This window comes from Mesorhizobium sp. M0145, from assembly GCF_040322355.1.
In the GTDB taxonomy this organism is placed as follows: Bacteria; Pseudomonadota; Alphaproteobacteria; order Rhizobiales; family Rhizobiaceae; genus Mesorhizobium.
Map to the genome: position 1 here is coordinate 19,489 of NZ_JAMYTK010000003.1, position 24,454 is coordinate 43,942.

The following is a 24,454-nucleotide window of genomic DNA, read 5'->3' on the forward strand; positions in this document are numbered from 1 at the left end:
TCCCCCACGAGGGGGGAGATTGCGCCCTCATTGCTGCTTTCGCCAATCGCTAAAGTTGCAGAAGGAGAGCCGACGGCGGAACCGCCGATCTCCCCCCTTGAGGGGAAGATGTCCGGCAGGACAGAGGGGGGCGCCGTAGAGCGCTGCATTTCTGCAATCAGGCCCTTTCCCGGCCTCGTCGCTTCCTTGGCATTCCCATCCACGCCCGCCTTCGCCCACGCCTCCGACCGCGGCCACGTCCTGCTCCTTCCCACCCGCTACTACCTTGCCGGCGGCGCGCTCGCGGTTGCCGCCAGTTTCCTTGTCCTGGCGCTACTGCCGCCGGACTCCCTCGACCGCTTCTGGCGCAAACGCCTGCCGCTGTTCACCTTCGGTGACACCGCGCGGACTGCCGTCAGCCTGGTATCCTTTGCCGGCTTTGCAATTCTGATTGCCGCCGGCCTGTTCGGCAGCCGCGATCCGCTTTCCAATCCGATGCCGCTGACCGTATGGACGCTTCTCTGGGTTGGCCTGGCTCTGTTGCAGGGGCTCGCCGGCGATCTCTGGTCGTGGCTCAATCCCTGGTACGGGCCATACCGCGTCGCCTCGCGCCTGTCCGGCAGAACGCAGCCGTATCTGCTCCCCCAACGGCTCGGCTATTGGCCGGCTTTCCTGCTGTTCTTCGCCTTCGCCTGGTTCGAGCTGATCGACCCTGCGCCCGACGATCCGGCGCGGCTGGCCTGGGCCGCCGGCCTCTACTGGCTGCTGAGCTTCGCCGCCATGCAGGTCTTCGGCTACCGCGACTGGACCCTGCGCGGTGAGTTCCTGACCGTGTTCTTTTCCATGGTGGCGCGCTTCGCCATCGTCGAACGTATTGCAGACGGCCGGCTAAAACTCTGCTGGCCGGGCGCCAAGCTGCTCGCTGCCGCGCCGCTACCGCTCAGCGGCGTCGCTTTCCTGCTGCTTGCGCTGTCGTCGGTGTCCTTCGACGGCCTGTCGAAAACCTTCTTCTGGCTAGGCTGGTTCGGCATCAATCCGGTGGAATTTCCGGGACGCACCGCTTTGATCGGCATCGGCAGCTTCGGCCTTGTGATGACCTTTGCCGTGCTTGCGGCCGTGTTCGAGCTCGCCGTCTTTCTTGGCCAGAACCTTGCCGGCAGCAAGCATTCGCTCGGTCACGCCGCCGGGCTTTTGGTCTGGTCGATCGTACCGATCGCGCTCGCCTACCACTTCGCGCATTATCTGACGGCGCTGCTGGTCGACGGCCAATATGCGATTGCCGCTCTCTCCGACCCGTTTGCGCTGGGCTGGAACCTGTTCGGTACCGCCGACATGTCAATTGAAGCCGGCGTCGTCGCCGGTGCCGGTTCGGCGTGGTGGCTGTGGAACCTCCAGGCCGGCGTCATCATAGCCGGCCACATGCTTGCTGTGCTTGTCGCCCATGGCTTGGCCTGGCGGCTGCACGCCATTCCGGCTCGCGCCGCGCTCAGCCAGTTCCCGCTCACCGTGCTGATGATCGCCTACACCGTCCTCGGCCTATGGCTGCTTGCGACGCCGAGCGCCGGATGAACGAGGTGTGCGATGCCCGTCAATCGAACCTTGGGGAAAGCTCGCTTGCCACGTCAGAGCTTTGGTGATTTAGTTTGTACACATGCAATTTTCGCCCCTCTTAACAAGAGTGGCCTGCCTGCTACAGCCATTGGTCAAAGCTCAAAAACAAGGGGAACTGCCGTGACTGACAAGAATGGGTTTTTCGATCTCTCCAGATCCGCTCTCACCCGCCGCACGGCGCTGAAGGGCCTTGCCGCCGGCGCCGGTCTTGCCGTCGCGCCGGGTTTCGTGCGTTACAGCCAGGCGCAGAGCTCGGCGCCGATCAAGATCGGCTTCCAGTCGCACCGCACCGGCATCGGCGCCGCCTATGGCCGCTGGTACGAGAAGACCACAGCGGCTGCCGTCAAGGCGATCAACGAAGCCGGCGGCATCAACGGCCGGCCGGTCGACGTGATCATCGAGGATGACGGCACCGATCCCGGCCGGGGCGCCGAAGTCGTCGGCAAGTTCGCCTCCCAGCACAAGACCGACATCGTCTACGGCACGCTGTTTTCGCATGTCGTCATCGGCTCGGCGCCGGCCGCCGGCGAGGCCAAGATGCCCTATTTCGTTGTCAGCGAAGGCCACCACGTCGCCTCGACCAAATTGAACCGCTACGTCTTCCAGCCCGGCATCACCGACGTGAAGAGCCAGATCCAGTCGATGGCGCCGTGGATTGCGGCCAACGCCGGCAAGAAGGTGACGCAGATCTTCCCCGATTTCGCCTTCGGCTACGACCATCGCGATTACCTGCCGCCGGCGCTGAAGGCGCAAGGCGCCGAGGTCATCGCCCAGATCGCCATCCCGCCGACGGAATCCTCCTTCACCAAATATTTCCCGCAGATCCCCGCGGAGACCGAGGTGATCTACCACGTCATGGTCGGCCCGGCGGTGCTCACCTTCGTCAAGGAGCTCGGCGAGTTCTACGGCTTCAATCGGCCGCAATTGTTCGGCTTCATCGATTCGCTCGAAGCCACCGACATCAACAGCCCCGGCCTCGAATTCCTCGACGGTAGCCATTTCTGGGAAGGCTCGCCGCGCTACGCGCAGCCCGATGATTCCCCCGCACAGAAGGCCTACCGCGCCGCCGTCGGCATCGATGACAATGGTGCCGCCGTCGGCGACCCCAAGGACGTCTCCACCGCCGCGCACATGTTCGGCTGCTGGGAAACGCTCTACGTCGTCAAGAAGGCGATGGAGGATGCCGGCTACAAGGGCCCGGAAGACCGCGCCAAGCTGGTCGAGGCGACCGAGGCGTTGACCGAGTTCGCCGAGGGGCCCGAGCATCCGCAGGGACCGAAAACCTTCAACGGCAAGATCCACCAGTGCTTTGGTATCCAGAACATCTCCAAGGTCGAAGGCGGCCGGCTGAATGTCGTCCACAAGACCAAGATCGAGGACGGCCTCTACGAGCCTGAGGGGGATTACACGACGCAGACGCTGTGAGCTTGGTTTCATTAAGCACAGTGCGCTTCGGCCCACCCCCCTCTGTCCTGCCGGACATCTCCCCCTCAAGGGGGGAGATTGGCTGTCACCAGCGCTTTCGCCAATCGCAAAGGCCGGTAGGTGGCCGCCTTCGCGGGAACTGCCAATCTCCCCCCTTGAGGGGGAGATGTCCGGCAGGACAGAGGGGGGTGCGCCTCGCACCTGCGATGGGTGTGTAACCGATGCACTTCGGACCTCACCTGCTCCTCGCCGCTCTCGAAGGCCTCGTCACCTCCGCCGTGCTGGCGCTGACGGCGCTTGGCCTGTCGCTGGTGTTCGGCGTCATGCGCGTCGTCAATGTCGCGCATGGCGAGTTCTTCATGCTGGGCGCGGTGCTTGCCTGGGCGATCTCAACGGCGATATCCGGCCATCCGGCGCTCGGCTTCCTGGCCGCCCTGGTGCTGGCGCCGCTGATCGTCGGCCTGATCGCGCTGCTCGCCGAACGGCTGGTGCTGCGCCGGCTCAACTACAATCCGGAAGCCACCATCGTCGCCACCATCGGCATGCTCTACATCATCCAGCAACTGGCGCTGACCTTCTACGGCCCGGAGGCGCGGCCGGTGGAGCCGCCGTTCAGCTACCGCATCCTCCTGCCGTGGTTCGGCTATTCCGGCTACAAGCTGTCGATCATCGCCGCGTCGGCGCTGCTGCTGGTCGCGACCTGGCTGGTGCTGACGCGCACGAAAATCGGCCTCGTCATGCGCGCCACGCAATATGACAGCGAGACGGCGCAGGCCTTCGGCATCCCGGTGACCAGAGTCTATGCCGGTGTTTTCGCGCTCGGCGCCATGCTGGCTGCTGTCGCCGCGGTGCTGATCGTGCCGATCAGCCAGGCCCACTATCTGATGGGACAGGACCCGCTGCTGCTGTCGTTCATCGTCGTCATCATCGGCGGCCTCGGCTCGCTGCGCGGCACGGTCGTCGCCGCGGTGCTGATCGGCCTTTCCGACGGCATCATCTCGGTGTTCTTCTCACCGACGCTGGCCAAGATCATCGCCACCTTGCTCGTCGCCATGGTGCTGGTGTTCCGGCCGCAGGGCCTGTTCGGGACGACATCGCGATGAAGGATGCTTCGCCGGCAAAGCCATATGCGCTGCACCTCGGCGTCATCGCCCTGCTTTTCGGGCTTAGCTTCGTCCTGCCGGAATACCATCACGGCCTGCTCGCCCGCATCATGGTGCTGGCGGTCTTCGCCATGGGCTACAATCTGCTGTTCGGCTATGTCGGGCTGCTTAGCCTCGGCCATGCCATGTTCTTTTCAGCCGGGCTCTATGGCGCCGGCCTTGCCGTCATCCATCTCGGCTGGAGCGTGCCGGCCGCCTTCGCAGCCGGGCTTGCCTGCGGCGCGCTTCTGGCGCTGGTGATCGGGCTGCTGGCGCTGCGCACCTCCGGCGTCGCCTTCATGATCGTCACCATGATGTTCGCGCAGGTATTCTATCTCGTCATCCTCTATTTCGCTGCCTGGACCGGTGGCGACCAGGGCATGGTCGTGCCGCAGCCGATGCGGGTCCTTGTCCTGGGCAGCACGTCGCTCGACCTCACCAACCCGACCGTGCGCTATATGAGTGCGCTGGCACAGTTCTCGATCGTGCTGCTCATAAGCCTGGCGATAGTCCGCTCCGGCTATGGCCGTGTGCTGGTCGCCATCCGCGAGAACGAAGAGCGGACCAAGATGCTTGGCTACGACACGTTCTCCAGCAAGCTCGCCGCCGTCGTCATCTCAGGCAGCATCTGCGCGGCTTCCGGCGCGGCCTATGCGCTGCTGTTCGGCTATGTCGGCTCGAGCTTCGCCTCGGTGCAATACTCCATCCTGCCGCTGCTCTGGGTGCTGCTGGGCGGTGCCGCCACCACGCTCGGTCCGCTGATCGGCACGCTGTTCATGTATTATGTCATCGACGTCGCCAGCGGCTACACCTCGGCCTATCTGCTGATCGTCGGCATAGCGCTCATCCTGCTGGTGCTGTTCTTCCCGAGAGGCATTCTCGGCAGCATCCGCCAGCGCTGGCTCGGGTGGTTGCCATGATGCCGCTGCTCACCACCAAAGGCCTGTCGCGCAGTTTCGGCGGCTTGCGTGCCGTCGACGGCGTCGACTTCGCGCTGATACCGGGCGAGATTCGCGCCATCATCGGCCCCAACGGTGCCGGCAAGACCACCTTCGTCAGCCTGGTCAGCGGCCGCATCCAGCCCTCGTCGGGCATGATCGTCTTCGACGGCGCCGACATCACCAGCCTGCCTGCCTACGCCAGGGTTCGCCTTGGCATCGCCTATACGTTCCAGATCACCAGCGTCTTTGCCAATCTCAGCGCCTACGACAATGTTGCCCTGCCGGTGCAGCGCACGCTGACCGACGGCCGCTCGAAGGGCGCGGTTCACACCGGCGTCATGGCCGCGCTTGAGCGTACCGGCCTTGCCGACCGCGCCGACATGCCGGCCGGGCAGCTGTCCTACGGTCACCAGCGGTTGCTGGAAGTGGCGATGGGACTGGCACTGAAGCCGCGGCTGCTGATCCTCGACGAACCGACGCAAGGGCTGGCCGACAGCGAGATCGATAATTTCATCGAGCTGGTGCGCGAGATCGCCGATAGCGCCACCGTGCTTTTGATCGAGCACAACATGCCGGTGGTCATGCGGCTCGCCGACCGCATCACCGTCTTCAACGCCGGCAGGATTTTGGCTGAAGGCACGCCCGAGCAGATCCGCGCCAATGCCGCGGTGCAGGACGCCTATCTGGGGACGACCCATGGCTGAGGCCCAGTCCAAGGCACTGACGATCTCCGGGGTCGACTGCTTCTATGGCGAGGTCCAGGTGCTCTATGGCCTCGATCTTGTCTTGAACGAGGGCGAAGTGCTCTGCCTGTTCGGCCGCAACGGCGCCGGCAAGACGACGACGCTGAAGGCAATCATGGGCCTGGTGCCGGTAAGCTCCGGCTCGATCCGGCTCGAAGGGCGGGAATTGACCGGCTTGCCGGCGCACGAGGTGCCCAAGGCCGGCGTCGCCTACGTGCCGCAGGGCCGGCGGCTGTTCGCCGAGATGACGGTGGCGGAAAACATCGAGATCGGCCTGATGGCCCGCAACAAGGGCAAGGCGACGCGCGAAAACGTGCTCGATCTTTTCCCGCTGCTGCGCCAGCGCCTCAGGCAGCGTTCCGGCACGCTGTCCGGCGGTGAGCAGCAGATGCTGGCCATGGCCCGCGCCCTGTGCCTGGAACCACAGGTGCTTCTGCTCGACGAGCCGACCGAAGGGCTGATGCCGTCGATGATCGCCAAGATCCGCGAAACGGTGTCGAAGCTGCGTGCGCTTGGCGTGTCGACAATTCTTGTCGAGCAGCGCGTCGATGCCGTGCTGTCGGTCGCAGACCGCGTTTGCTTCATCGAAAACGGCCGCAACCGCGAGGCGGTCGATGTCGAGGAACTGCGTTCCGATCCCTCGGCGGTCCGTCGCTATGTCGGCGTCGGATGATCAGGCAAAGAACAGCAAGCCGGCAAGCAGGAATGTCGGGATCAGCACCGCGCCCGACCATGCCATATAGCCAAAGAAGCTCGGCATCTTGATGCCGCGATGCCTGGCAATGGCATAGACCATGAAATTCGGCGCATTGCCGACATAGGTGTTGGCGCCCATGAACACCGCGCCTGCCGAGATCGCCGCCAGCGTCGAGGCGAACTCGGTCATCAGATGCTGCGCATCGCCGCCAGCCAGCTCGAAGAACACCAGATAGGTCGGCGCATTGTCGAGGAAGGACGACAGCGCTCCGGTCAGCCAGAAATAGGCAAGGTTGTCCGGCGCGCCGGTCGACGAACTGACCAGCAGCACCAACGGCGCCAGCGCGCCGTCGAGCCCGGCCCGCAATATGGCGACGACCGGCACGATGCAGATGAAGATGCTGGCGAACAGCTTCGCCACCTCGGCAATCGGCCCCCAGCTGAAGGCGTTTGCGCCGCGAAACTCCTTCGGCGAGACGACAAGCGAAGTGAAGGCCAGTATCAGGATGGCGGCGTCGCGCACCAGATTCTGCAGCTCGAGGCTGACGCCCTGAAAAGAGAAACTCACTCCCGGCTTCCAGGCAGCGGAAATCAGGATCGCGGCGATTACGCCGGCCAGCAGCGGGATGTTGGCCAGGCCGCGAATGCGCACCTTGCTGTCGGGCGTCGGATCCTTGATCTTCGGCGCGCCTTCCTCCCGGCGATGCATGATGATGTCGATCGCCAGGAAAACAGCCAGCACCACGCCGGCGACGAACAGCGTCTCGGGCAGCAGGTGAACTGTCGTCCAGAAGAAATCGACGCCGCGCAGAAAGCCGACGAACAGCGGCGGATCGCCCAGCGGCGTTAGCGACCCGCCGATGTTGGACACCAGGAAGATGAAAAAGATGACGACATGGGCGTTGAAGCGCCGGTTGTCGTTGGCGCGGATGAGCGGCCGGATCAGGATCATCGAGGCGCCGGTTGTGCCAATGATCGAGGCAAGCAGCGCCCCTCCCAGCAACAGCCCGGCATTGACCAGCGGCGTGCCGTGTATGTTGCCGGCAACGAAGATACCGCCCGAAATGGTGAACAGCGCAAACAGCAGGATGATGAACGACATGTATTCGGTGAGCAGCGCATGCAGCACCGCCTGCGTGGCGGACGGGATGCCGAAGGCGATGGCCAGCGGCCCGATCACCAACGCTGCCCAGAAGGCAGCGATCTTGCCGTAATGGTGCTCCCAAGCATGATGGAACAGCAGCGGGCCGGTCGCGATGCAAAGCAATAGCCCGGCAAACGGCAGCACCCACCAAAGCGACATGGCGGCGCCCGGCAATTCGTGCGCTTCGGCCGCGAGAACCGCATTCGGAGAAAAGATTGCTGCAATAAGTGCAGCACTTGCCGTCAACGCCGCAAACCGCATGAAGCCCCTCAAAAGTCTGTCAGGTTCGGCTGGATGACGTTCAAATCAGTGTCACGCCGGCATCGCGCATCCGGCCCAGCATCCTCTCCACGGAGCCGTTGAGATCGATGCCGCGGCAGGCGTCGAGCCGCACGGACGTCTCAAAACCGAGCTTGACCGCGTCGAGCGCCGAAAAGGCGACGCAGAAATCCGTCGCCAGGCCGACCAGGGTCAGCATCTCGATGTTCCGATCCCGGAGATAGCCGGCAAGGCCGGTCGGCGTCGTCCGGTCGTTCTCGAAGAATGCGGAATAGCTGTCGATCGCAGGACGGAACCCCTTGCGGATCACCAACTCGGCCTTGCTCCAGGCGAGGCCCGAATGGAAATCCGATCCCAGGCTGCCCTGGATGCAGTGATCCGGCCACAGCGTCTGGTGGCCATAAGGCACGTCGATCGTTTCGAACGGGTGCTTGCCGGGGTGGCTGGAGGCAAAGCTCGAATGGCCGGCAGGGTGCCAGTCCTGCGTCAGCAGGACGTGCTCGGTCCGCCGGATCAGGTCATTGACCAACGGCACGATTTCGTCGCCACCGGCCACTTCAAGGGCGCCACCCGGGCAGAAATCGTTCTGCAGGTCGATAACGACAAGCGCTTCGTCGGCCATGGAGCCTCCTTATTTTCTTGGTCTTGAGCTTAGGCTCCAATGAAAACGCGACCGGACGCAGAAACTTGACCAGATGGCCGGCTGCGTCAACCTCTCATGGCATAACAAATGCGTTCCGGGTGCACCGGTGCCAACAGCCGTGCAAACTCTGGCTTTGACAATTCCTGCCGGCTTGATATCATTTGCATACGAATGAATTTCCTGCCTTGAATGCTCGGGAAAATCTTTCGGCAGGATCCCCTCTCGGGAAGCCCATTCTGGGAAGGCAAAGCGTGATCCGTTACGCAAAACCCACCACGGTCGACGACGCCCTCGCTTTGCTGGGCGAAGGGCAATGGCGCATCCTCGCCGGCGGCACCGACTTCTATCCGGCACAGGGCAGCAAGCCTTTCCGCGACAATGTCCTCGATATCAATGGCCTGGTGGCATTGCGCGGCATTGCCGAAGCCGAAAACCATTGGCTCGTCGGCGCGCGCACCACCTGGACCGATCTCGTCCGCCATCCTCTGCCGGCGGCTTTCGACGCGCTGAAGCAGGCGGCGCGGGAAGTCGGCTCGGTGCAGATCCAGAACGTTGCCTCGATTGCCGGCAATCTCTGCAACGCCTCGCCGGCCGCCGACGGCGTGCCGGCGCTGCTGGTGCTCGATGCCGAAGTCGAACTGCGTTCCGCTGTGGCGACCCGGCATCTGCCCCTTGCAGAATTCATCCTCGGCAACCGTCGCACCGCACTGCAGCCCGGCGAAATGGTCACGGCAATCCGCATTCCCAAACCCGCGACCGCCGGCAGCTCCGCCTTCGTGAAACTCGGCGCGCGGCGTTATCTCGTCATCTCCATCGCCATGGCCGCCGCACGCCTGGCCGTCGAAGATGGTATGGTCAGGAACGCGGCCGTCGCCGTCGGTTCCTGCTCGGTTGTCGCCAGGCGCCTGGCGGGTGTCGAGGCGGCGCTACGCGGCCGGCCCGTCGGCCACGCGCTGGCCACTGCGATCCAATCCGCACCGATGGACGAGTTGTCGCCGATCGGCGACGTGCGCGGCAGCGCCGAATATCGGCTGGACGCTGCGCGCGAGATCGTCGCCCGCGCCGTGCTTGGTGCGATGGGCGCTGTTCCCGACGAAAGGGCGGCGGCCTGATGGGCAGGGAGCGCGCCGACATCGCCTTCGAAGTCAACGGCGCCGCCGTCAGCGTTTGTGTGCCGCCGGTGCGGCGGCTGTCCGCGGTGCTGCGCGACGAGTTGCGGCTGACCGGCACCAAGATCGGCTGTGATGCCGGCGATTGCGGCGCCTGCACGGTGCTGGTCGACGGCGAGCCGGTCTGCGCCTGCCTGATGCCCGCGGCTTCCGCCTCCGGCACCGTGGTGACGACAGTCGAAGGCCTCGCCAATGGCCGGTTGTCGGCGCTGCAGGCTTCGTTCCTCAGCCATGGCGCAGCGCAATGCGGCGCCTGCACGCCCGGCCTGCTGGTCGCCGCAACGGCACTCCTGGACAGGACGCCTTGCCCGAGCGAGGCCGAAACGCAGGATGCGCTGGGCGGCGTGCTCTGCCGCTGTACCGGCTACCGCAAGATCGTCGCCGCGGTGATGGATGCTTGGCGCCACGCCGACGGCCTCGATCAGCGCATGCCATCCTCTGGCCATGCCGTCGGCTCCTCCCCGATCCGCCTCGATGGCCTTCCGAAAGTCACTGGCGGCGAAAAATTCGGCGGTGATTCATTCCCGGCCGACGCATTGTCGGTGCTGGTGGTCCGCTCGCCGCATTATCATGCGGCCTTCAGCTTCGGCGATCTCGATGGCTGGGTGAAATCCCGTCCCGGCATTGCCGGCGTCTTCACCGCCGCCGACATTCCGGGAAAGAATTGTTTCGGCGTCATCGCACCCTTCGCCGACCAGCCGGCGCTCGCCGAAGGGTTTTCGCGCTTTCGCGGCGAGGCGGTGGCGCTGGTTGCCGGCGAACGCGAGGCTATCCTCGATCTCGACCTTGCCGATTTTCCTGTCAGTTGGACCGAATTGCCGCATTTTCTGGAGCCTTGCGAAGCGCAGGCCGGCGGCGCGCCACTGGTCCATGAAAACCGGCCCTCGAACCTGCTCACCTCCGGCTTTGTCGAGCGTGGCGACCCCGAAGCCGCGCTCGCCGGTGCGGCTTTCGTCGTTTCCGGCGCCATCGACACTTCCTATGTCGAGCACGCCTATATCGAACCGGAAGCCGGCTATGCCTTCATGGACGGCGACACGCTGGTCGTCGTCGCCTGCACGCAGGCGCCCTATATGGACCGTGACGACACGGCAAAAGTGCTCGGCCTTGCCCCGGAACAGGTGCGCATCGTGCCGACCGCCACCGGCGGCGGCTTCGGCTCCAAGCTCGACGTCTCGCTGCAACCGCTCATCGGCCTCGTCGCCATGAAAACCGGCCGGCCGGCGGCGCTCGCCTATACCCGCACCGAATCGATGATCTCGACCACCAAGCGCCATCCCGCTCAGATGAGAGCGAGCATCGGCGCCGATGCCGACGGCCGCATCACCGGCATGGTCTTCGCCGGCGATTTCAACACCGGCGCCTATGCCAGCTGGGGGCCGACGGTCGCCAACCGCGTGCCGGTGCACGCCTCCGGCCCCTATGCGACGCCGAACTATCGCGCCGAAGGCCGCGCCATCCACACCAATGGCCCGATTGCCGGCGCCTTTCGCGGTTTCGGCGTGCCGCAGGCGACGATCATGCAGGAGACCCTCTATGACGAGCTAGCCGACAAGCTCGGCATGGATCGGCTCGACTTTCGCCTGAAGAACTGCCTTCGGAACGGATCCGAAACAGTTACCGGGCAGCGGCTCGAGTCGGGCGTCGGCATCGCCGACTGCCTGGGGGCCCTGCGCTCACATTGGCGGCGTGCCCTAACTGACGCCGACGCGTTCAACGCCCGTAGCAGCAGCGAAAAAAAACGCGGCGTCGGCGTCGCCTCTTGCTGGTACGGCTGCGGCAACACCTCGCTGCCCAATCCGTCGACCATCAAGGTCGGCATCTCGGCATCGGGCGAAGTCGTGCTGCATCAGGGGGCGGTCGATATCGGGCAAGGTTCGAACACTGTCATCGCGCAGATCTGCGCCGACGCGTTGGGTCTTCCGCTTGAAAAGCTGCGGCTGAAAGGCGCCGACACGGCGATCACCCCCGACGCCGGCAAGACATCGGCCTCGCGCCAGACCTTCGTCACCGGCAAGGCCGCCGAAAAGGCCGGCCGCGCCTTGCGCGATGAGATCTTGCGTTTCGCCAATGTCTCGGAAAAGGCGGCGATTGCGCTGGACGGCACAAGTCTGAGCATCGGGGAAGGCGAAGCGACGCGCCGCATCGATCTTTCCTCGCTGAAGGTAGACGCCGAAGGCTTTGTCTTCCGCGCCGAGGAAAGCTACGACCCGCCGACGCTGCCGCTCGATGCCAAGGGCCAGGGCAAGCCTTATGCCGTCTATGGCTATGGCGCCCAGATCGCCGAACTGGAGGTCGACCTCAGGCTCGGCACCGTGAAGCTTATAAAAATCACCGCCGCTCACGATGTCGGCAAGGCCATCAACCCTTTACTGGCAGAGGGCCAGATCGAGGGTGGCATCGCCCAGGGCATCGGCATGGCGCTGATGGAGGAATTCATCCCCGGCCGCACCGAAAACCTGCACGATTATCTGATCCCGACGATCGGCGACGTGCCACCGATCGAGACCATCCTGATAGAAGTTCCGGATCCGGAAGGACCCTTCGGCGCCAAGGGTTTGGGCGAGCATGTGCTGATCCCGACGGCGCCGGCGATCCTCAACGCCATCCGCCACGCCACCGGTGTGCTGGTCACCAAAATTCCGGCGACGCCGACCCGCATCCGCGCCGCCATCCTCGACAAGGAGGCGCGCCGATGAGCGAGCTTGCCGAACGCTTCGAGACGCATGATCCCGGCGAGAAGCTGGTGGCCGAGAAGATCCGCTGCGATGCCTGTCCGGTCATGTGCTACATCGCCGATGGCCGCACCGGCGCCTGCGACCGCTACGGCAATGTTGGCGGCAGGATCGTGCGGATGGATCCACTGACCATCCTCGACCACGCGGCCGAGACCGGCGCCGCAATCGTACCCTTTGCCGAAGAAGGCGAGGCATGGGACGGCGAACTGGTCAACACCGGCCGCCGCTTCGTCACCGCCATCGGCGCCGGCACCACCTATCCCGATTACAAGCCGGCGCCCTTCATCGTCAGCCAGGAGGTCGAGGGCGTCGATCTGGTCACCGTCGTCACCGAGGGCATCTTCTCCTATTGCGGCGTCAAGGTGAAGATCGACACCGACCGTCATATCGGCCCCGAAACGGCGACGGTCCGTGCCCAAGGCGAGGCGATCGGCCACGTCACGACCGGCGAATACGGCTCGCAGATGCTGTCGCTGGGCGGCGTACATCATTTGACCGGCGGCTCGAAGGCTGAAGGGCGCGCCACCTGCGACGCCATGCTCGCCCTGTGCAACCGCAAACCGGTTGAACTCGTCATCGACGGCGGCGCCACCGTCATCGTCGAAGCCGGCAAGCCGCCGGTCATCGACGGCAAGCTCGAGCAGCGCATGCGCGTCGGCTGCGGTTCGGCTACCATAGGCATGTTCGCGACCCAATGGCGCGGCCTTGTCGACGAGGTGGTGGTGGTCGATGACCACATCACCGGCGTCGTCTCCGAGCATCAGGCCGGCAAGGTGCTTGGCTGGCAGGATACCGGCATCAAGATCATCGGCCGCCGTTCGACGCCGGGCCGTTATTTCAAGGTGTCGGAGCCCGGCCTCGGCTGGGGCGGCACCAGCATTTCCGACCCGCTGTCGATCCTTGGTGAATGGAACGCCAAAAAGGGTGCGCGCCCCGGCATGTCGCTGCTGATGGTCTCGACCACCGGCGAGCAATTCGCCTATTACGAGCTCGACGACGAACTGAAGCCGGTCCAGAAACCGTTCCCGGAGCGGCTGCGGAAGTCGGTCGAACTGATCGAGGACAATTGCGAGCCGGCGCTCTGCACCGTGCTTTTCGTCGGCGGCGCCGGCGGCTCGCTGCGCGCCGGCGTCACCGAGAACCCGGTCAATCTGACCCGCTCGGTGCAGGGCTTGACGACCTATGTGACGGTCGGCGGCGCGCCGGTCTATGTCTGGCCGGGCGGCGGCATCACGCTGATGGTCGACGTCACCCGCGTGCCGGAAGGCGCCTTCGGCTATGTGCCGACCCCGGCGCTGGTGGCGCCGATCGAGTTCACCATGCGCCGCGACGATTATGTCAGGCTTGGCGGCTACGAAGGCGAAATCCGCAGCGTCGACGATATCCTGGCCAAGGGCGGCGAATATCTCAATCCGCGCCGCGGCACGGCCGCACCCCGTGACAATCCCTGGCCGCCGCTGGCGCAGTTGCGTCGCGCGGCCGCAAACGGGGCCGGGCGATGAACGGCCCGCAGGCGCATTGGCTCGAGGACGGCCGGAGGCTTCACCTCAATCATGGGCCGATCGACCTGATCGTCGAGGCATTCGGCGAGGCGAGTGAATGCAGCGCCGCATATCGCCAGGCAGTGGCGCGCTTCCAGACAATCTTGCCCGAACTGGTCGAAGAGTTGCCCGAACTGCGGCGCCCGGCCGCCTCCCGGCCACGTGCTTTCGCTGGCCCGACGGCGCGCCGCATGGAAGCGGCGGTCGTTCCGCTAGCGAAACAATTCATCACACCGATGGCGGCCGTCGCCGGCTCGGTAGCCGACGAAGTGCTTGGCGCGCTGCTTGCCGGCCGCCGGCTCGAGCGCGCCTATGTCAACAATGGCGGCGACAGCGCGATCTATCTCGGCCACGGGCAGTCGATGACGCTTGCCATTGCCGGGACAGGTCATGGGTTGGCAGATCGTCTCACGATCCGCCCCGAAGACGGGATCCGCGGTGTCGCGACAAGCGGCTGGCGCGGCCGCTCCTTTTCGCTGGGCATCGCCGACGCGGTCACGGTGCTGGCGCGAACGGGTGCTGAAGCCGATGCCGCGGCGACCTTGATCGCCAACGCCGTCGACCTGCCCGGTCATCCGGCCGTTAGGCGCGTACGGGCGCGCGATCTCGCACCTGACAGCGACCTCGGCGACCGTTTCGTGACGCAGGGCGTGGGGCTGCTTTCCGCCGCTGAAATCGCTATTGCGCTGGAAGGCGGATTTGCCGTTGCCGAGGAGTTTCGGCGGCGCGGCCTGATTGCCGCCGCGGCGCTTTTCCTCGGCGGTCAGGCGCGCATCGCAGGTCCGATGGCGCTCGCCAATAAAGTTTTAGAGAGGGAAATTGCTCATGCCTGAGTTTCCGATCCGCAAGATCGCCGTGCTGACCGAAGAGATTTTTCACGAAGGCGGGCCGGTGGCGAAGGTGCCGCGGCGCCGTGCCGCGGCAATGGCTGTGGTCAAGAACCCGTTCGCCGGCCGTTACGTCGAGGAACTGCAGAGCGCCATGGAGGATTTGAAGCCGCTCGGGCTGCTGCTCTCCGACAGGCTTATTGCCGCATTGGGCGGCGACGTCAAACAGATCGACGGTTACGGCAAGGGCGCCATCGTCGGCATGGCGGGCGAGCTGGAGCATGGCGCGCTGTGGCATGTGCCGGGCGGCTATGCCATGCGCGAACGGCTCGGCGACGCCAAGGCGATCGTGCCCTCGGCGAAGAAGGTCGGCGGTTTCGGCGCGCGGCTCGATGTGCCGCTCGGCCACATCAACGCCGCCTATGTGCGCAGCCATTTCGATGCCATGGAAATCGGCATCAGCGATGGCCCCCGTCCCGACGAGATCCTGTTTTGCCTCGCCATGACCTGCGGCCCGCGCGTGCACGACCGCATGGGTGGGCTGGCGGCCAAGGACATTAAGGCATGGGATGGGCTGCGGTGAGCGCCGAAGACAATCTGCTCAAGCTGGTCGAGGCCGAGGAGCCTGACGAAAACGACTATCGCTTGCAGGAGCAGGTCGGCTTCATCCTGCGCAAGGCGCATCAGCGCCATGTCTCGATCTTCGCCGCACACATCGCCGATCTGACGCCGCCGCAATTTGCCGCTTTGGCCAAATTGCGCGACGTCGGCGAGACCTCGCAGAACCAGCTTGGCAGCCTGATCGCCATGGATGCGGCGACCGTGAAGGGCGTCATCGACCGGCTGAAAGCGCGTGGCTTTGTCGAACTTAGCAAACACGAAGTCGACAAACGGCGCCTGCTGGTCAATCTGACCGCCGAGGGGCGCGACGCGATCGAGCGGCTGATTCCGCTTGCCCGTGAGATTACGCAGGAAACGCTGGCGCCGCTTTCCGCCAAGGAAGCGGCCATTTTCATGAAGCTGCTGGCCAAGCTGGCTTAATCTGCTGCCTGCCGGCGTTTGGTTGTTGTTCCTGCCGGGCGCTGAACGCCCGGCAGGAAAGCCTCGTCTCAGAGGCCGTTGTCCTTCAGGATCTGGGCGGCATTTTCCTTGGTGATCTTCTGCGTCGGCAGGGTGATGGTCTTTTCCACCTTCTCCCCGTTCAGGAACTTGATCGCCTGCCGCAGCCCTTCGGCGCCCGGCGTCACATAAGTGAACGTCGCCGTCAGCTCGCCATTGGCGACCAGCTGCACGCCTTCATTGGGCAGGCCGTCGATGCCGATGAACTTGATGTCCTTCTCACGTCCGACGTCCTTGGCGGCAAGATAGGCGCCATAGGCCATCGGATCATTGTGGCCGTAGACAAGATCGATTTTCTCGTTGTTACGCAACGCCGTCGCCATGATGTTGTAGGCCTGGTCCTGCTTCCAGTCGCCCGACTGCTGGTCGAGCAGGTATTTTATGCCTGGCTCCTTGTCGGTGAATTCATGGAAGCCATCATGGCGGTCGTGTGCCGGCTGGGTGCCCATGCCGCCCCAGATCTCGACGACGTTGCCGGCGGCCTTGCCCTTGCCGCCAAGCAGCTCGACGGCATATTCACCGGCAGCCCGGCCGATCAGCTTGTTGTCGCCGCCGACGAACTGCGTGTAGTCGTTGGTTTCGACGTTGCGGTCGAGCACGAAGACCGGGATCTTGGCATCGATCGCCTGCTGCACGACACCGGTCAGGCCGGCGGATTCTTTCGGTGATACCAAGAGCGCATCGACCTCCTGACGGATAAGGTTTTCGACATCGGCGACCTGCTTCTCGGTCTTGTCCTCGCCGTCGGTGATGATCAGCTCGACTTCCGGATGCTTGGCCGCTTCGGCCAGGATGTCCTTGTTGAACTGGGCGCGCCAGGGTTCGATGGTCGTCACCTGCGAGAAGCCGATCTTCCACTTCTTGTCCTGCGCATGGGCGCCGCCGGCAAGCATGGCGGTCGTGGTCAGGAGTGCCGCTGTCAGCCCGGCGAGCTTCAACAATTCACGTCGTTTCATTTCTTGTTTCCTCCAATATTCAGAGACGCGGTCTCTTGCGACGGCCGCTTTGCCGCGGCCGTTTCCTTGTGCGCTTGCCCACCGGGCAGTCGCAGATAGAAGAGAAGATCACCGGCACTGCGCTCCTGTACGAGCACGGTACCGATGATGATCATCCCCTTCAGCACCAGCTGAAGGTTCGAATTGATGTTGTGCAGCTGCAGGATGTTGGAGAGCAGCCCGAAGATCAGCACGCCGCAGAACGTCCCGGTGAGGCTGCCGCGTCCGCCCATCAGGCTGGTGCCGCCGATGACCACGGCGGCAATCGCGTCGAGCTCCAGCCCGGCGCCGGCGTCCGGCTTGCCTTGCCGGTACTGCGCGACATAGAGCACCGCCGCGATGCCGGCCAGCAGCCCTGACACGGCATAGGTGGCGATCTTCACGCGGCCTGCGGCGATGCCCGACAGCCGCGCCGCCTCCTCATTGCCGCCGATCGCATAGACATAGCGGCCGAACGGAGTGAAGCGCAGCACGGCGCCGTAGATCAGGATGGCGCCGAGGAAGAACAGGCCCGGCATCGGGATCACGCCGAATACCAGCGAGCGCAGCATTTCGAAATCGGCGGTGGCATTCGAGCCGGTGTAGACCGGCAGCACCGCATTGTTCTGGCCGGCCGTCAGCCGGGCGATGCCGAGCGCAGTGACCATCATCGCCAGCGTCACGATGAAGGGCTGCAGCCGCCCGGCGACGATGATGAAGCCGTTGAGCGCGCCGAACAGCAGGCCGACGCAAGGCGCCACCAGCAGCACGCCGAGCACGCCGAATTTTGAGCCCACCTGCGGCAGCAGGAACCACAGCACCAGACTGCACAGGATCACCCCGACAATGCCGGGTGTCACCAGCCCGCGAACGCTGTCCAACCTGATGTCGTGCGTGGCCTGCGCGCCGGCGCGGGATTTTTCGATGTTCAGCAGGATGAAACGAGTGACGAGAATGCCGAGGCAAAGGGCTGCCAGGGCAACTGTCGGCACCCCCAGCACCACCGCCGGCGTCACGCCGGGGACCGTCAGCAGCATGGCACAGACGACCGTGCAGATAGCCATCAGCGAGCCGACGGAAAGGTCGATACCGCCGGTGATGATCACCGCAGTCATGCCGGTGGCAATCAGCCCGGTGGTCGACACCTGGCGCAGCACATCGAGCAGGTTGCCGTAGGACAGGAAGATGTTGTTGCCCTTGGAGCTGATCGGCGAGCCGAGCACGCCGATCAGGAAGATGGCGATCAGGCCCCAATAGAGCTTCGTCCGGGACAGGATATGCAAAATGCTCATGCGGCAGGCCTCGTCATCGTCCGTCGCGGCGCCGCAAGCCGCATGATGGCCTCCTCGCTGGCTTGCGCGCGGGACAGGATTCCCGTCTGGCGGCCGTCGGCCATGACCAGGATACGGTCGGAAAGATGCAGCAGCTCCGGCAATTCCGAGCTGATGACGGCGATCGCCAGCCCGTCTCGCGCCAGCTTGAAGATGAGATCGTAGATTTCCCGCTTGGCACCGACATCGATGCCGCGTGTCGGCTCGTCGAGCAGCAGCACCCGCGGCCTCGTCGCTAGCCATTTGCCGATGACGACCTTCTGCTGGTTGCCGCCGGACAGCGTGCCGGCCGGCTGCTCGACGGTCTCGCAGCGAATGCCGAGCGCCTTGACGGCGTCCCGTGCCAGCCCTTGCTCACCGGCCAGCGAGCGCACGCCGAACCGCGCCAGCGCGCCGACCAGCGGCAGCGCGACATTGTCGGTGATCGAGGCCTCGAGATGCAGGCCTTGCGTCTTGCGGTCTTCCGTGACCAGAGCGATGCCGAGCCGGCGCGCATCGCGCGGCGAACGGATTTCTACTGCCTCGCCATCGAGCCTGATCTCACCGCCGGCACGACCGCCGCTGGACCCGAAGATGGTTTCCAGGATTTCGGTACGGCCCGAGCCCAGCAGCCCGCCGATACCGAGGATTTCTCCTGCGGCAAGATCGAAGCTGACGCCGTCGAGCACGGTGCGCCAACCATGGCGATTGGGCTTCGCCAGCGACAGCTCGCTTACGGACAGGACCGTGTTGCCACCGGGGATGCGGTGCTCCTGGGAGGAAGCAAGCAGGTTTCGCCCGACCATCGCCGAAATTATGGCGTCTTCGTCGAGCTTGTCCATCGCCCACGTCAGGACGTGGCGTCCATCGCGAAACACGGTGACGCGGCTGGCCAGATGCATGACCTCGTCGATGCGGTGCGAAATGTAGACGATCGCCACGCCGCTGTCGGCGAGCTGGCGGATGATGCGGAACAGCCGCTGGCATTCGGCTGGCGAAAGCGCCGAGGTCGGCTCGTCCATGATCAGAATGCGTGCCGACATCGACAGCGCCTTGGCGATCTCGACCAGCTGCTGTTCGCCGACGCGCAAGGCACCGACGCGTGCATCCGGGTCGAGCTCGATGCCGAGCCTTTGCAAGAGCGTTCCGGCGGCGCGGCTGCTCGTCTTGCGGTCGACGATCAGTCCGGCGATCAGCTTCTCGCGGCCGAGAAAAATGTTGTCGGCGACGCTGAGTTCGGGGACGAGGTTCAGCTCCTGGTGGATGATGGCGATGCCGGCGCGCTCGGCTTCGCGGACGCCGGCAAAGCGCACCGGATAGCCATCGATACTGACCGTTCCGTTATAGTCCGTATAGACGCCGGACAGGATCTTCATCAGCGTTGACTTGCCGGCGCCGTTCTCGCCCATCAGCGCATGGACCTCGCCGCGCCGCAGTTCGAAGCCGACATCGACAAGCGCGGCGATACCGCCGAAGGACTTGGAGATGTGCTCGGCGCTCAGTACGACAGCCGAGCCGTCCGCCATAACGCCTTGCGCAGGGATGGAATTGCCGTGCTGCATGACAAGGACGGCCTCCCTCCGTCGTCACCGAACACCTCAAACGCTAATCTAAACGTTTCGATCATGTCAAGGCAATATCTGGAGCCTGAGATTGTTCCATTTCAATTCTTGCGCAAAATCATAAGATTCCGTACGTATTGCTACCGTGGAGTGGTGAAACGTTTCGAAAATGACAGCGTCAGGACGAAAAAAGCAGCGCAAATTCACTGCTCCGACTATGCTTCATGTGGCCGAGGCCGCGCGTGTTTCCGTGGCCACCGTATCGGCGCTGATCAACGGCACCGCGACCGTCAGCCCCGAGCTCAGCCAGCGCATCGAACAGGCGATCCGCGACATCGGCTACAAGCGCAACGCCATTGCCCGCAGCCTGAAGATGGGCACCACACGCACCATCGGGCTCACCGTCCCACACATCACCAATCCGTTCTTTACCGACGTCGTTTCGGTCATCCAGCAGGCTTTCGACAGGGCCGGCTACGCCGTCATGCTGTGCTGCACCGACGAGCACCTGAACACGCAGGACGACCAGATCAGGCTGCTGCTCGACCGCATGGTCGACGGACTGATCGTCGCGCGTGTCGGTGACGGCGCGATCCTCAAACGGATTGTCGACGACGCCAATGTGCCGGTCGTGCTGCTCGACCGTGTTTGCCAGGGTGTCGACACCGATGCCGTCGTTCTCGACAATCAGCGCGCGGTGTTCGACGCCATCACTTACCTGATCGATCTCGGCCATCGGCGCATCGGCTACATCTCCGGCTCGTTCGATATCTCGCCGATGCATGACCGCATGGCGGGATACCGCGAGGCCCTCCAGGCCGCCGGCCTGCCGGCCGAGACCGAACTCGTCCGCTTCGGCAACTTCCACGAAGTCGATGGCTACAACGCAACCATGCAGCTGCTTTCGCTGCACGACCGGCCGAGCGCCATCTTTTCGGCCAACAACCCGATGGTGATCGGCACCATGAAGGCCATTCGCGATATCGGCCTGTCCTGTCCGGAGGATATTTCGGTCGCCTGCTTCGACGATTTTCCGTGGTCGGATGTGTTCCGGCCGCAATTGACCACGGTCGCCCAGCCGGTGCAGGCGATTGGCGAACAGGCGGCCAATCTGCTGCTCGACCGGCTCGCCGGAAACAGGGATGCGCCGCCGCGCAAACTGACGCTCAAGGGACGCTTGATGATCCGCAATTCATGCCGTCCGCCAGGTGCGATCGCGCAGAGCGTCAGCGCGTAGCGCTTGGGCTCTGTTCAGAAACTTTGCAATGCCGGACGGACAGCGCTCCCTCTGTCCTGCCGACCCCGGGCCTTCGCAGCCACTACGGGCGTTCGTCTTTCGAAAACCGAGCAATTGAAGGACGCGGCGCCGATCGAGCCAAGTGGCCAACAATCAGCCAGCCGACAGTCAGGAAAATCTTGGCAATCGAAGCATGTCGGTTTAGGAATATGACGAGATGCGGCTGATCGCCCACACGGGCGCCGGCTTGAGTCATGCGCGTGAGATCGATCCTAATCGGGCTGGTACTTGCTGGGATGGTCGCATTCTTCGGCTGCACCACCGGCGGCGCATTAAAGACTTTCCCCTCGGCCTATGGCGGCCTCACCGACGCCGGTTTTCGCGTTCCGCCGGTTCCGATCTACAAGGTTGACCAAAAGTTCCGTCGGCAGACAGTGCCTTATGCGACTGAAGAGGCGCCGGGCACCATCATTGTCGATACAGGAGCGAAGTTCCTCTACTACGTGTTAGGAGACGGTCAGGCACTGCGCTACGGCATCGGCGTCGGCAAGGCGGGCTTCGAGTGGCATGGCACTGCTCACGTTGCGAGGAAGCGCGAATGGCCGGATTGGAGCGCGCCGTCCGCCATGATTGTACGCGAGCAGAAGCGAGGCCGCATCATACCGGCCCATATGGAGGGCGGACTCGTGAACCCGCTCGGTGCGCGGGCGCTTTATCTTTTCAACGAGAAGGGTGACACTGGATATCGCCTGCACGGTAGCCCCGAATGGTGGTCCATCGGCAAAGCCGTGTCTGCGGGCTGCATTCGCCTCATGAACCAGGACATCATCGATCTTTATGACCGCGCCACAATCGGCACCAAGGTGATCGTTATTTAGTGGACGCCGCGTTTCCCGCTAACGGACGAGCATGACGGATCGAAAACCTCCGCGTAAAACGCGCGAAATGTTCGCTATGTCTTCGCACACCTGTTCGCGATGTTCCCTGCCTAAGGCCGGCCTTGCCCGCAACAGTGGCAAGTGGCGAACCAACTCTCAGGCAGCTTCCGACAGCGATTTGTGAGCGTCGGCCAGGATCTCGAACGAGCGCACCCGCGCCGCATGGTCGAAAATCTGCGCTGTGACCATCAGCTCGTCGGCCCCTGTGCGGCGCACAAACGCCTCGATGCCTTGCCTGACCGTTTCCGGGGAGCCGACGACGGCGCAGGAAAGCGCTTGGCCGAGCATGGTCTTGGCCATTGGATCGAGGTCGCGCTCATATCCTTCGACCGGCGGCGGCAATCGGCCGGGCCGGCCGGTGCGCAGATTGACGAAGGCCTGCTGCAGCGAGGTGAACAACAGCCGCGCCTCGGCATCGGAAGGAGCGGCGAAGACGTTGAGGCCGAGCATCACATAAGGCTTGTCGAGCTGCTCCGAAGGCTGGAAACGCGAGCGGTAGATCTCCAGAGCATGGTCGAGCTCGGCCGGCGCAAAATGCGAGGCGAAGGCGTAGGGCAGGCTGAGCATGGCGGCAAGCTGCGCGCCGTAGAGGCTGGAACCGAGAATCCAGATCGGCACCTTTTCGCCTTCGCCGGGCACCGCGCGGATGCGTTGGCCGTCTTCGGCCGGCTGGAAATAGCCCATCAGCTCGACGACGTCCTGCGGGAAATTGTCGGCGCCAGCGTCGAGGTTACGGCGCAGCGCCCGTGCCGTGGCCATGTCGGTGCCGGGCGCCCGGCCGAGGCCGAGATCGATGCGGCCGGGATGCAGAGCGTTAAGCGTACCGAACTGCTCGGCGATGACCAGCGGCGAATGATTGGGCAGCATGATGCCGCCGGCGCCGACGCGTATCGTATTGGTGCCGCCGGCCACATGGGCAATGACCACCGAGGTGGCGGCGCTGGCGATGCCCGGCATATTGTGGTGCTCTGCCAGCCAATAGCGCCGGTAACCCAGCCGCTCGGCATGACGGGCGAGATCGAGCGAATTGGCGAGTGACTGTGAAGCGTTGCTGCCTTCGACGATCGGCGACAGGTCGAGAACGGAAAGAACGGTCATCGGCGCGGGTTTCCTGTGGGCCGAAGGGATGTAGGAAGCCGTTGCCGAGGCGGCAAATTCAAAATGTTGATGGAGCGCTGAGGGCACAACGGACGTGCGACCGATGCAAGGTCGTGATCTGCACCATCGGGGGGACGCTTTTGACCCTTTAAGCCGCTACTTTTTCACCTCGGGAATCTCTTCGTCCTCGATCGCTGCCGTGTGTTGCGCCGCCAGGAAATTGCCGACATGGCTGAGACCGTCGAAATGATCGCAGAACACCTTGATGACGACCAGCAGCGGCACCGCCAGCAGCGCGCCGACAAAACCCCACAGCCACGACCAGAAGGCGATGGCGATGAGGATCGCCACTGCGTTGATTTCGAGACGGCGGCCGACCACCGTCGGCGTCACGAACTGGCCTTCGACGACATCGCACATAAGGACGAAGGCCGGCGCCAGCAGCGCATAGGAAATCGTGTCGAAGCTTATCAGCGCGATGATCGTAACCAGCGTGATGGTGGTCAGCGCCCCGATATATGGCAGGAAATTGAGCAGAGCCGCTGCCGCGCCCCAGACCTGCGCGTTGGGCACGCCGAGCGCCCACAGGCCGAGCCCGATGACCACGCCGAGACATGTATTGATGACCGTGACAGTAAGCAGATAATGCGAGATTTCACGTTCTACGTCGTAGACGACGCGCAGCGCCCGCTTCTTTTCGCTGAGACTGGGGAAGGACTGGACGATCTTTTCATAGAACATCGTGCCCGAGGCGAGCAGGAACAGCGACAGGACGAAGACGATGGTAACGCTGGCGCCGGCCGACAGCACATTGCCGGCGGCCTGCGAGAGAATACCGGATGGCGCCGTCGCCACCCTCTGAACGCCCGGCTCCTGGGATGTCTGTGTCAGGCCCTCGATCTGGCGCGAAATCTCCACGATCCGTTCGAACGGACGGCGCAGTTGTGCCAGCCGTTCGGTAAGCTGCTGGCCGATCGTCGAGGTGTTGTTGATGAGGTCGATGACCGGGCCGCTGAGCAGATATCCCGCGACGGCGACGAGGCAGAACGAAAGCAGCACCAACAGTGTCGCTGAAATGACATCGGGCATGCCATGCTTGCGCAGGAAGCGAACGATCGGCGTCAGCGTCAGCGCCAGCAGGAAAGCCAGAATGACCGGCATGAAGAAGGCGCGGGCGAAGTAAAGCGCGTAGATCGCCATGAGGATGAAGATGCCGACGAGCAGCGAACGCATCAGATGCGCATCCGCCCGCGCCTCGACGCGCGGATCCGGGCTTTCGGCAGCGCTTGCGCCCGAAGCGTCGGGTTCGGCTTTCATTCTGACCCTCGGCGGCACACC

The 24,454-nt window shown here is 64.1% G+C and carries 21 protein-coding genes; 14 read left to right on the forward strand and 7 right to left on the reverse strand.

Features of this window, described 5'->3' with window-relative positions; all coding sequences use genetic code 11:
• Positions 1 to 108 precede the first annotated feature (108 nt).
• From NKJ28_RS07110 to NKJ28_RS07135, 6 genes are all read left to right on the forward strand, one after another.
• Positions 109 to 1,548, forward strand: coding sequence for a hypothetical protein (locus NKJ28_RS07110; protein ID WP_352634767.1), 1,440 nt, complete (start codon positions 109 to 111; stop codon positions 1,546 to 1,548).
• Positions 1,549 to 1,710: 162 nt separating this feature from the next.
• Complete coding sequence (locus NKJ28_RS07115) at positions 1,711 to 3,015, forward strand: ABC transporter substrate-binding protein (protein ID WP_352634769.1); 1,305 nt, start codon at positions 1,711 to 1,713, stop codon at positions 3,013 to 3,015.
• 221 nt (positions 3,016 to 3,236) lie between these two features.
• Complete coding sequence (locus tag NKJ28_RS07120; RefSeq protein WP_352455934.1) at positions 3,237 to 4,118, forward strand: branched-chain amino acid ABC transporter permease; 882 nt, start codon at positions 3,237 to 3,239, stop codon at positions 4,116 to 4,118.
• Positions 4,115 to 5,077 (forward strand): branched-chain amino acid ABC transporter permease, encoded by a 963-nt coding sequence (locus tag NKJ28_RS07125; RefSeq protein ID WP_352619435.1) that lies wholly within the window; start codon positions 4,115 to 4,117, stop codon positions 5,075 to 5,077. The genes NKJ28_RS07120 and NKJ28_RS07125 overlap by 4 nt, the downstream gene beginning before the upstream one ends.
• Complete coding sequence (locus NKJ28_RS07130; protein ID WP_352578164.1) at positions 5,074 to 5,802, forward strand: ABC transporter ATP-binding protein; 729 nt, start codon at positions 5,074 to 5,076, stop codon at positions 5,800 to 5,802. The genes NKJ28_RS07125 and NKJ28_RS07130 overlap by 4 nt, the downstream gene beginning before the upstream one ends.
• A complete protein-coding gene (locus NKJ28_RS07135) occupies positions 5,795 to 6,514 on the forward strand; it encodes an ABC transporter ATP-binding protein (protein WP_352634771.1) in 720 nt (239 codons plus the stop codon). Before NKJ28_RS07130 ends, NKJ28_RS07135 begins: the two co-directional genes overlap by 8 nt.
• Here the strand turns inward: NKJ28_RS07135 and NKJ28_RS07140 are convergent, their stop codons facing one another.
• A complete protein-coding gene (locus NKJ28_RS07140) occupies positions 6,515 to 7,942 on the reverse strand; it encodes a sodium:proton antiporter (protein ID WP_352634773.1) in 1,428 nt (475 codons plus the stop codon).
• Between the two features lie 40 nt (positions 7,943 to 7,982).
• Positions 7,983 to 8,582 carry a bifunctional nicotinamidase/pyrazinamidase gene (pncA, locus tag NKJ28_RS07145; protein ID WP_352634775.1) on the reverse strand — a complete coding sequence of 200 codons (600 nt, stop codon included), beginning with the start codon at positions 8,580 to 8,582 and terminating at the stop codon, positions 7,983 to 7,985.
• A 272-nt stretch (positions 8,583 to 8,854) separates the two neighbouring features.
• Between pncA and NKJ28_RS07150 the strand changes: the two genes are divergently transcribed.
• Genes NKJ28_RS07150 through NKJ28_RS07175 form a run of 6 tightly spaced genes read left to right on the forward strand, consistent with a single transcriptional unit; the run spans position 8,855 to position 15,919 of the window.
• Positions 8,855 to 9,715 (forward strand): FAD binding domain-containing protein, encoded by an 861-nt coding sequence (locus tag NKJ28_RS07150; RefSeq protein ID WP_352539932.1) that lies wholly within the window; start codon positions 8,855 to 8,857, stop codon positions 9,713 to 9,715.
• On the forward strand, positions 9,715 to 12,471 hold the full coding sequence (locus NKJ28_RS07155) for a molybdopterin-dependent oxidoreductase (protein ID WP_352634777.1): 2,757 nt from the start codon (positions 9,715 to 9,717) through the stop codon (positions 12,469 to 12,471). Before NKJ28_RS07150 ends, NKJ28_RS07155 begins: the two co-directional genes overlap by 1 nt.
• Positions 12,468 to 14,012 carry a 6-hydroxynicotinate reductase gene (locus tag NKJ28_RS07160; protein WP_352588604.1) on the forward strand — a complete coding sequence of 515 codons (1,545 nt, stop codon included), beginning with the start codon at positions 12,468 to 12,470 and terminating at the stop codon, positions 14,010 to 14,012. The genes NKJ28_RS07155 and NKJ28_RS07160 overlap by 4 nt, the downstream gene beginning before the upstream one ends.
• Positions 14,009 to 14,884 (forward strand): UPF0280 family protein, encoded by an 876-nt coding sequence (locus NKJ28_RS07165; RefSeq protein WP_352634779.1) that lies wholly within the window; start codon positions 14,009 to 14,011, stop codon positions 14,882 to 14,884. The genes NKJ28_RS07160 and NKJ28_RS07165 overlap by 4 nt, the downstream gene beginning before the upstream one ends.
• The gene (locus NKJ28_RS07170; RefSeq protein WP_023676966.1) at positions 14,877 to 15,461 is read left to right on the forward strand and encodes an amino acid synthesis family protein; all 585 of its coding nucleotides are present in this window, start codon (positions 14,877 to 14,879) and stop codon (positions 15,459 to 15,461) included. Before NKJ28_RS07165 ends, NKJ28_RS07170 begins: the two co-directional genes overlap by 8 nt.
• Complete coding sequence (locus NKJ28_RS07175) at positions 15,458 to 15,919, forward strand: MarR family winged helix-turn-helix transcriptional regulator (RefSeq protein ID WP_023718174.1); 462 nt, start codon at positions 15,458 to 15,460, stop codon at positions 15,917 to 15,919. The genes NKJ28_RS07170 and NKJ28_RS07175 overlap by 4 nt, the downstream gene beginning before the upstream one ends.
• A gap of 68 nt (positions 15,920 to 15,987) precedes the next feature.
• Here the strand turns inward: NKJ28_RS07175 and NKJ28_RS07180 are convergent, their stop codons facing one another.
• From NKJ28_RS07180 to NKJ28_RS07190, 3 genes are read right to left on the reverse strand one after another with little or no spacing between them, the layout of a single operon-like run.
• Positions 15,988 to 16,953: a substrate-binding domain-containing protein gene (locus NKJ28_RS07180; protein WP_254815861.1), complete on the reverse strand. Its 966-nt coding sequence runs from the start codon at positions 16,951 to 16,953 to the stop codon at positions 15,988 to 15,990.
• Entirely contained in the window at positions 16,950 to 18,263 is a 1,314-nt protein-coding gene (locus NKJ28_RS07185) for an ABC transporter permease (RefSeq protein ID WP_023676963.1), read from the reverse strand. Before NKJ28_RS07185 ends, NKJ28_RS07180 begins: the two co-directional genes overlap by 4 nt.
• Positions 18,260 to 19,843: a sugar ABC transporter ATP-binding protein gene (locus NKJ28_RS07190; RefSeq protein ID WP_352634781.1), complete on the reverse strand. Its 1,584-nt coding sequence runs from the start codon at positions 19,841 to 19,843 to the stop codon at positions 18,260 to 18,262. The genes NKJ28_RS07185 and NKJ28_RS07190 overlap by 4 nt, the downstream gene beginning before the upstream one ends.
• Before the next feature lie 217 nt (positions 19,844 to 20,060).
• On the opposite strand from NKJ28_RS07190, the gene NKJ28_RS07195 reads away from it, so the two are divergent.
• A complete protein-coding gene (locus tag NKJ28_RS07195; RefSeq protein WP_023676961.1) occupies positions 20,061 to 21,080 on the forward strand; it encodes a LacI family DNA-binding transcriptional regulator in 1,020 nt (339 codons plus the stop codon).
• Between the two features lie 254 nt (positions 21,081 to 21,334).
• A complete protein-coding gene (locus tag NKJ28_RS07200) occupies positions 21,335 to 21,958 on the forward strand; it encodes a L,D-transpeptidase (RefSeq protein WP_352634783.1) in 624 nt (207 codons plus the stop codon).
• 156 nt (positions 21,959 to 22,114) lie between these two features.
• Here NKJ28_RS07200 and NKJ28_RS07205 read toward each other — a convergent pair whose 3' ends face one another.
• Both NKJ28_RS07205 and NKJ28_RS07210 read right to left on the reverse strand, forming a co-directional pair.
• Positions 22,115 to 23,116, reverse strand: a complete 1,002-nt coding sequence (locus tag NKJ28_RS07205; RefSeq protein WP_352634785.1) for an LLM class flavin-dependent oxidoreductase — start codon at positions 23,114 to 23,116, stop codon at positions 22,115 to 22,117.
• 156 nt (positions 23,117 to 23,272) lie between these two features.
• Complete coding sequence (locus tag NKJ28_RS07210) at positions 23,273 to 24,433, reverse strand: AI-2E family transporter (RefSeq protein ID WP_023676958.1); 1,161 nt, start codon at positions 24,431 to 24,433, stop codon at positions 23,273 to 23,275.
• Between the last annotated feature and the right edge of the window lie 21 nt (positions 24,434 to 24,454).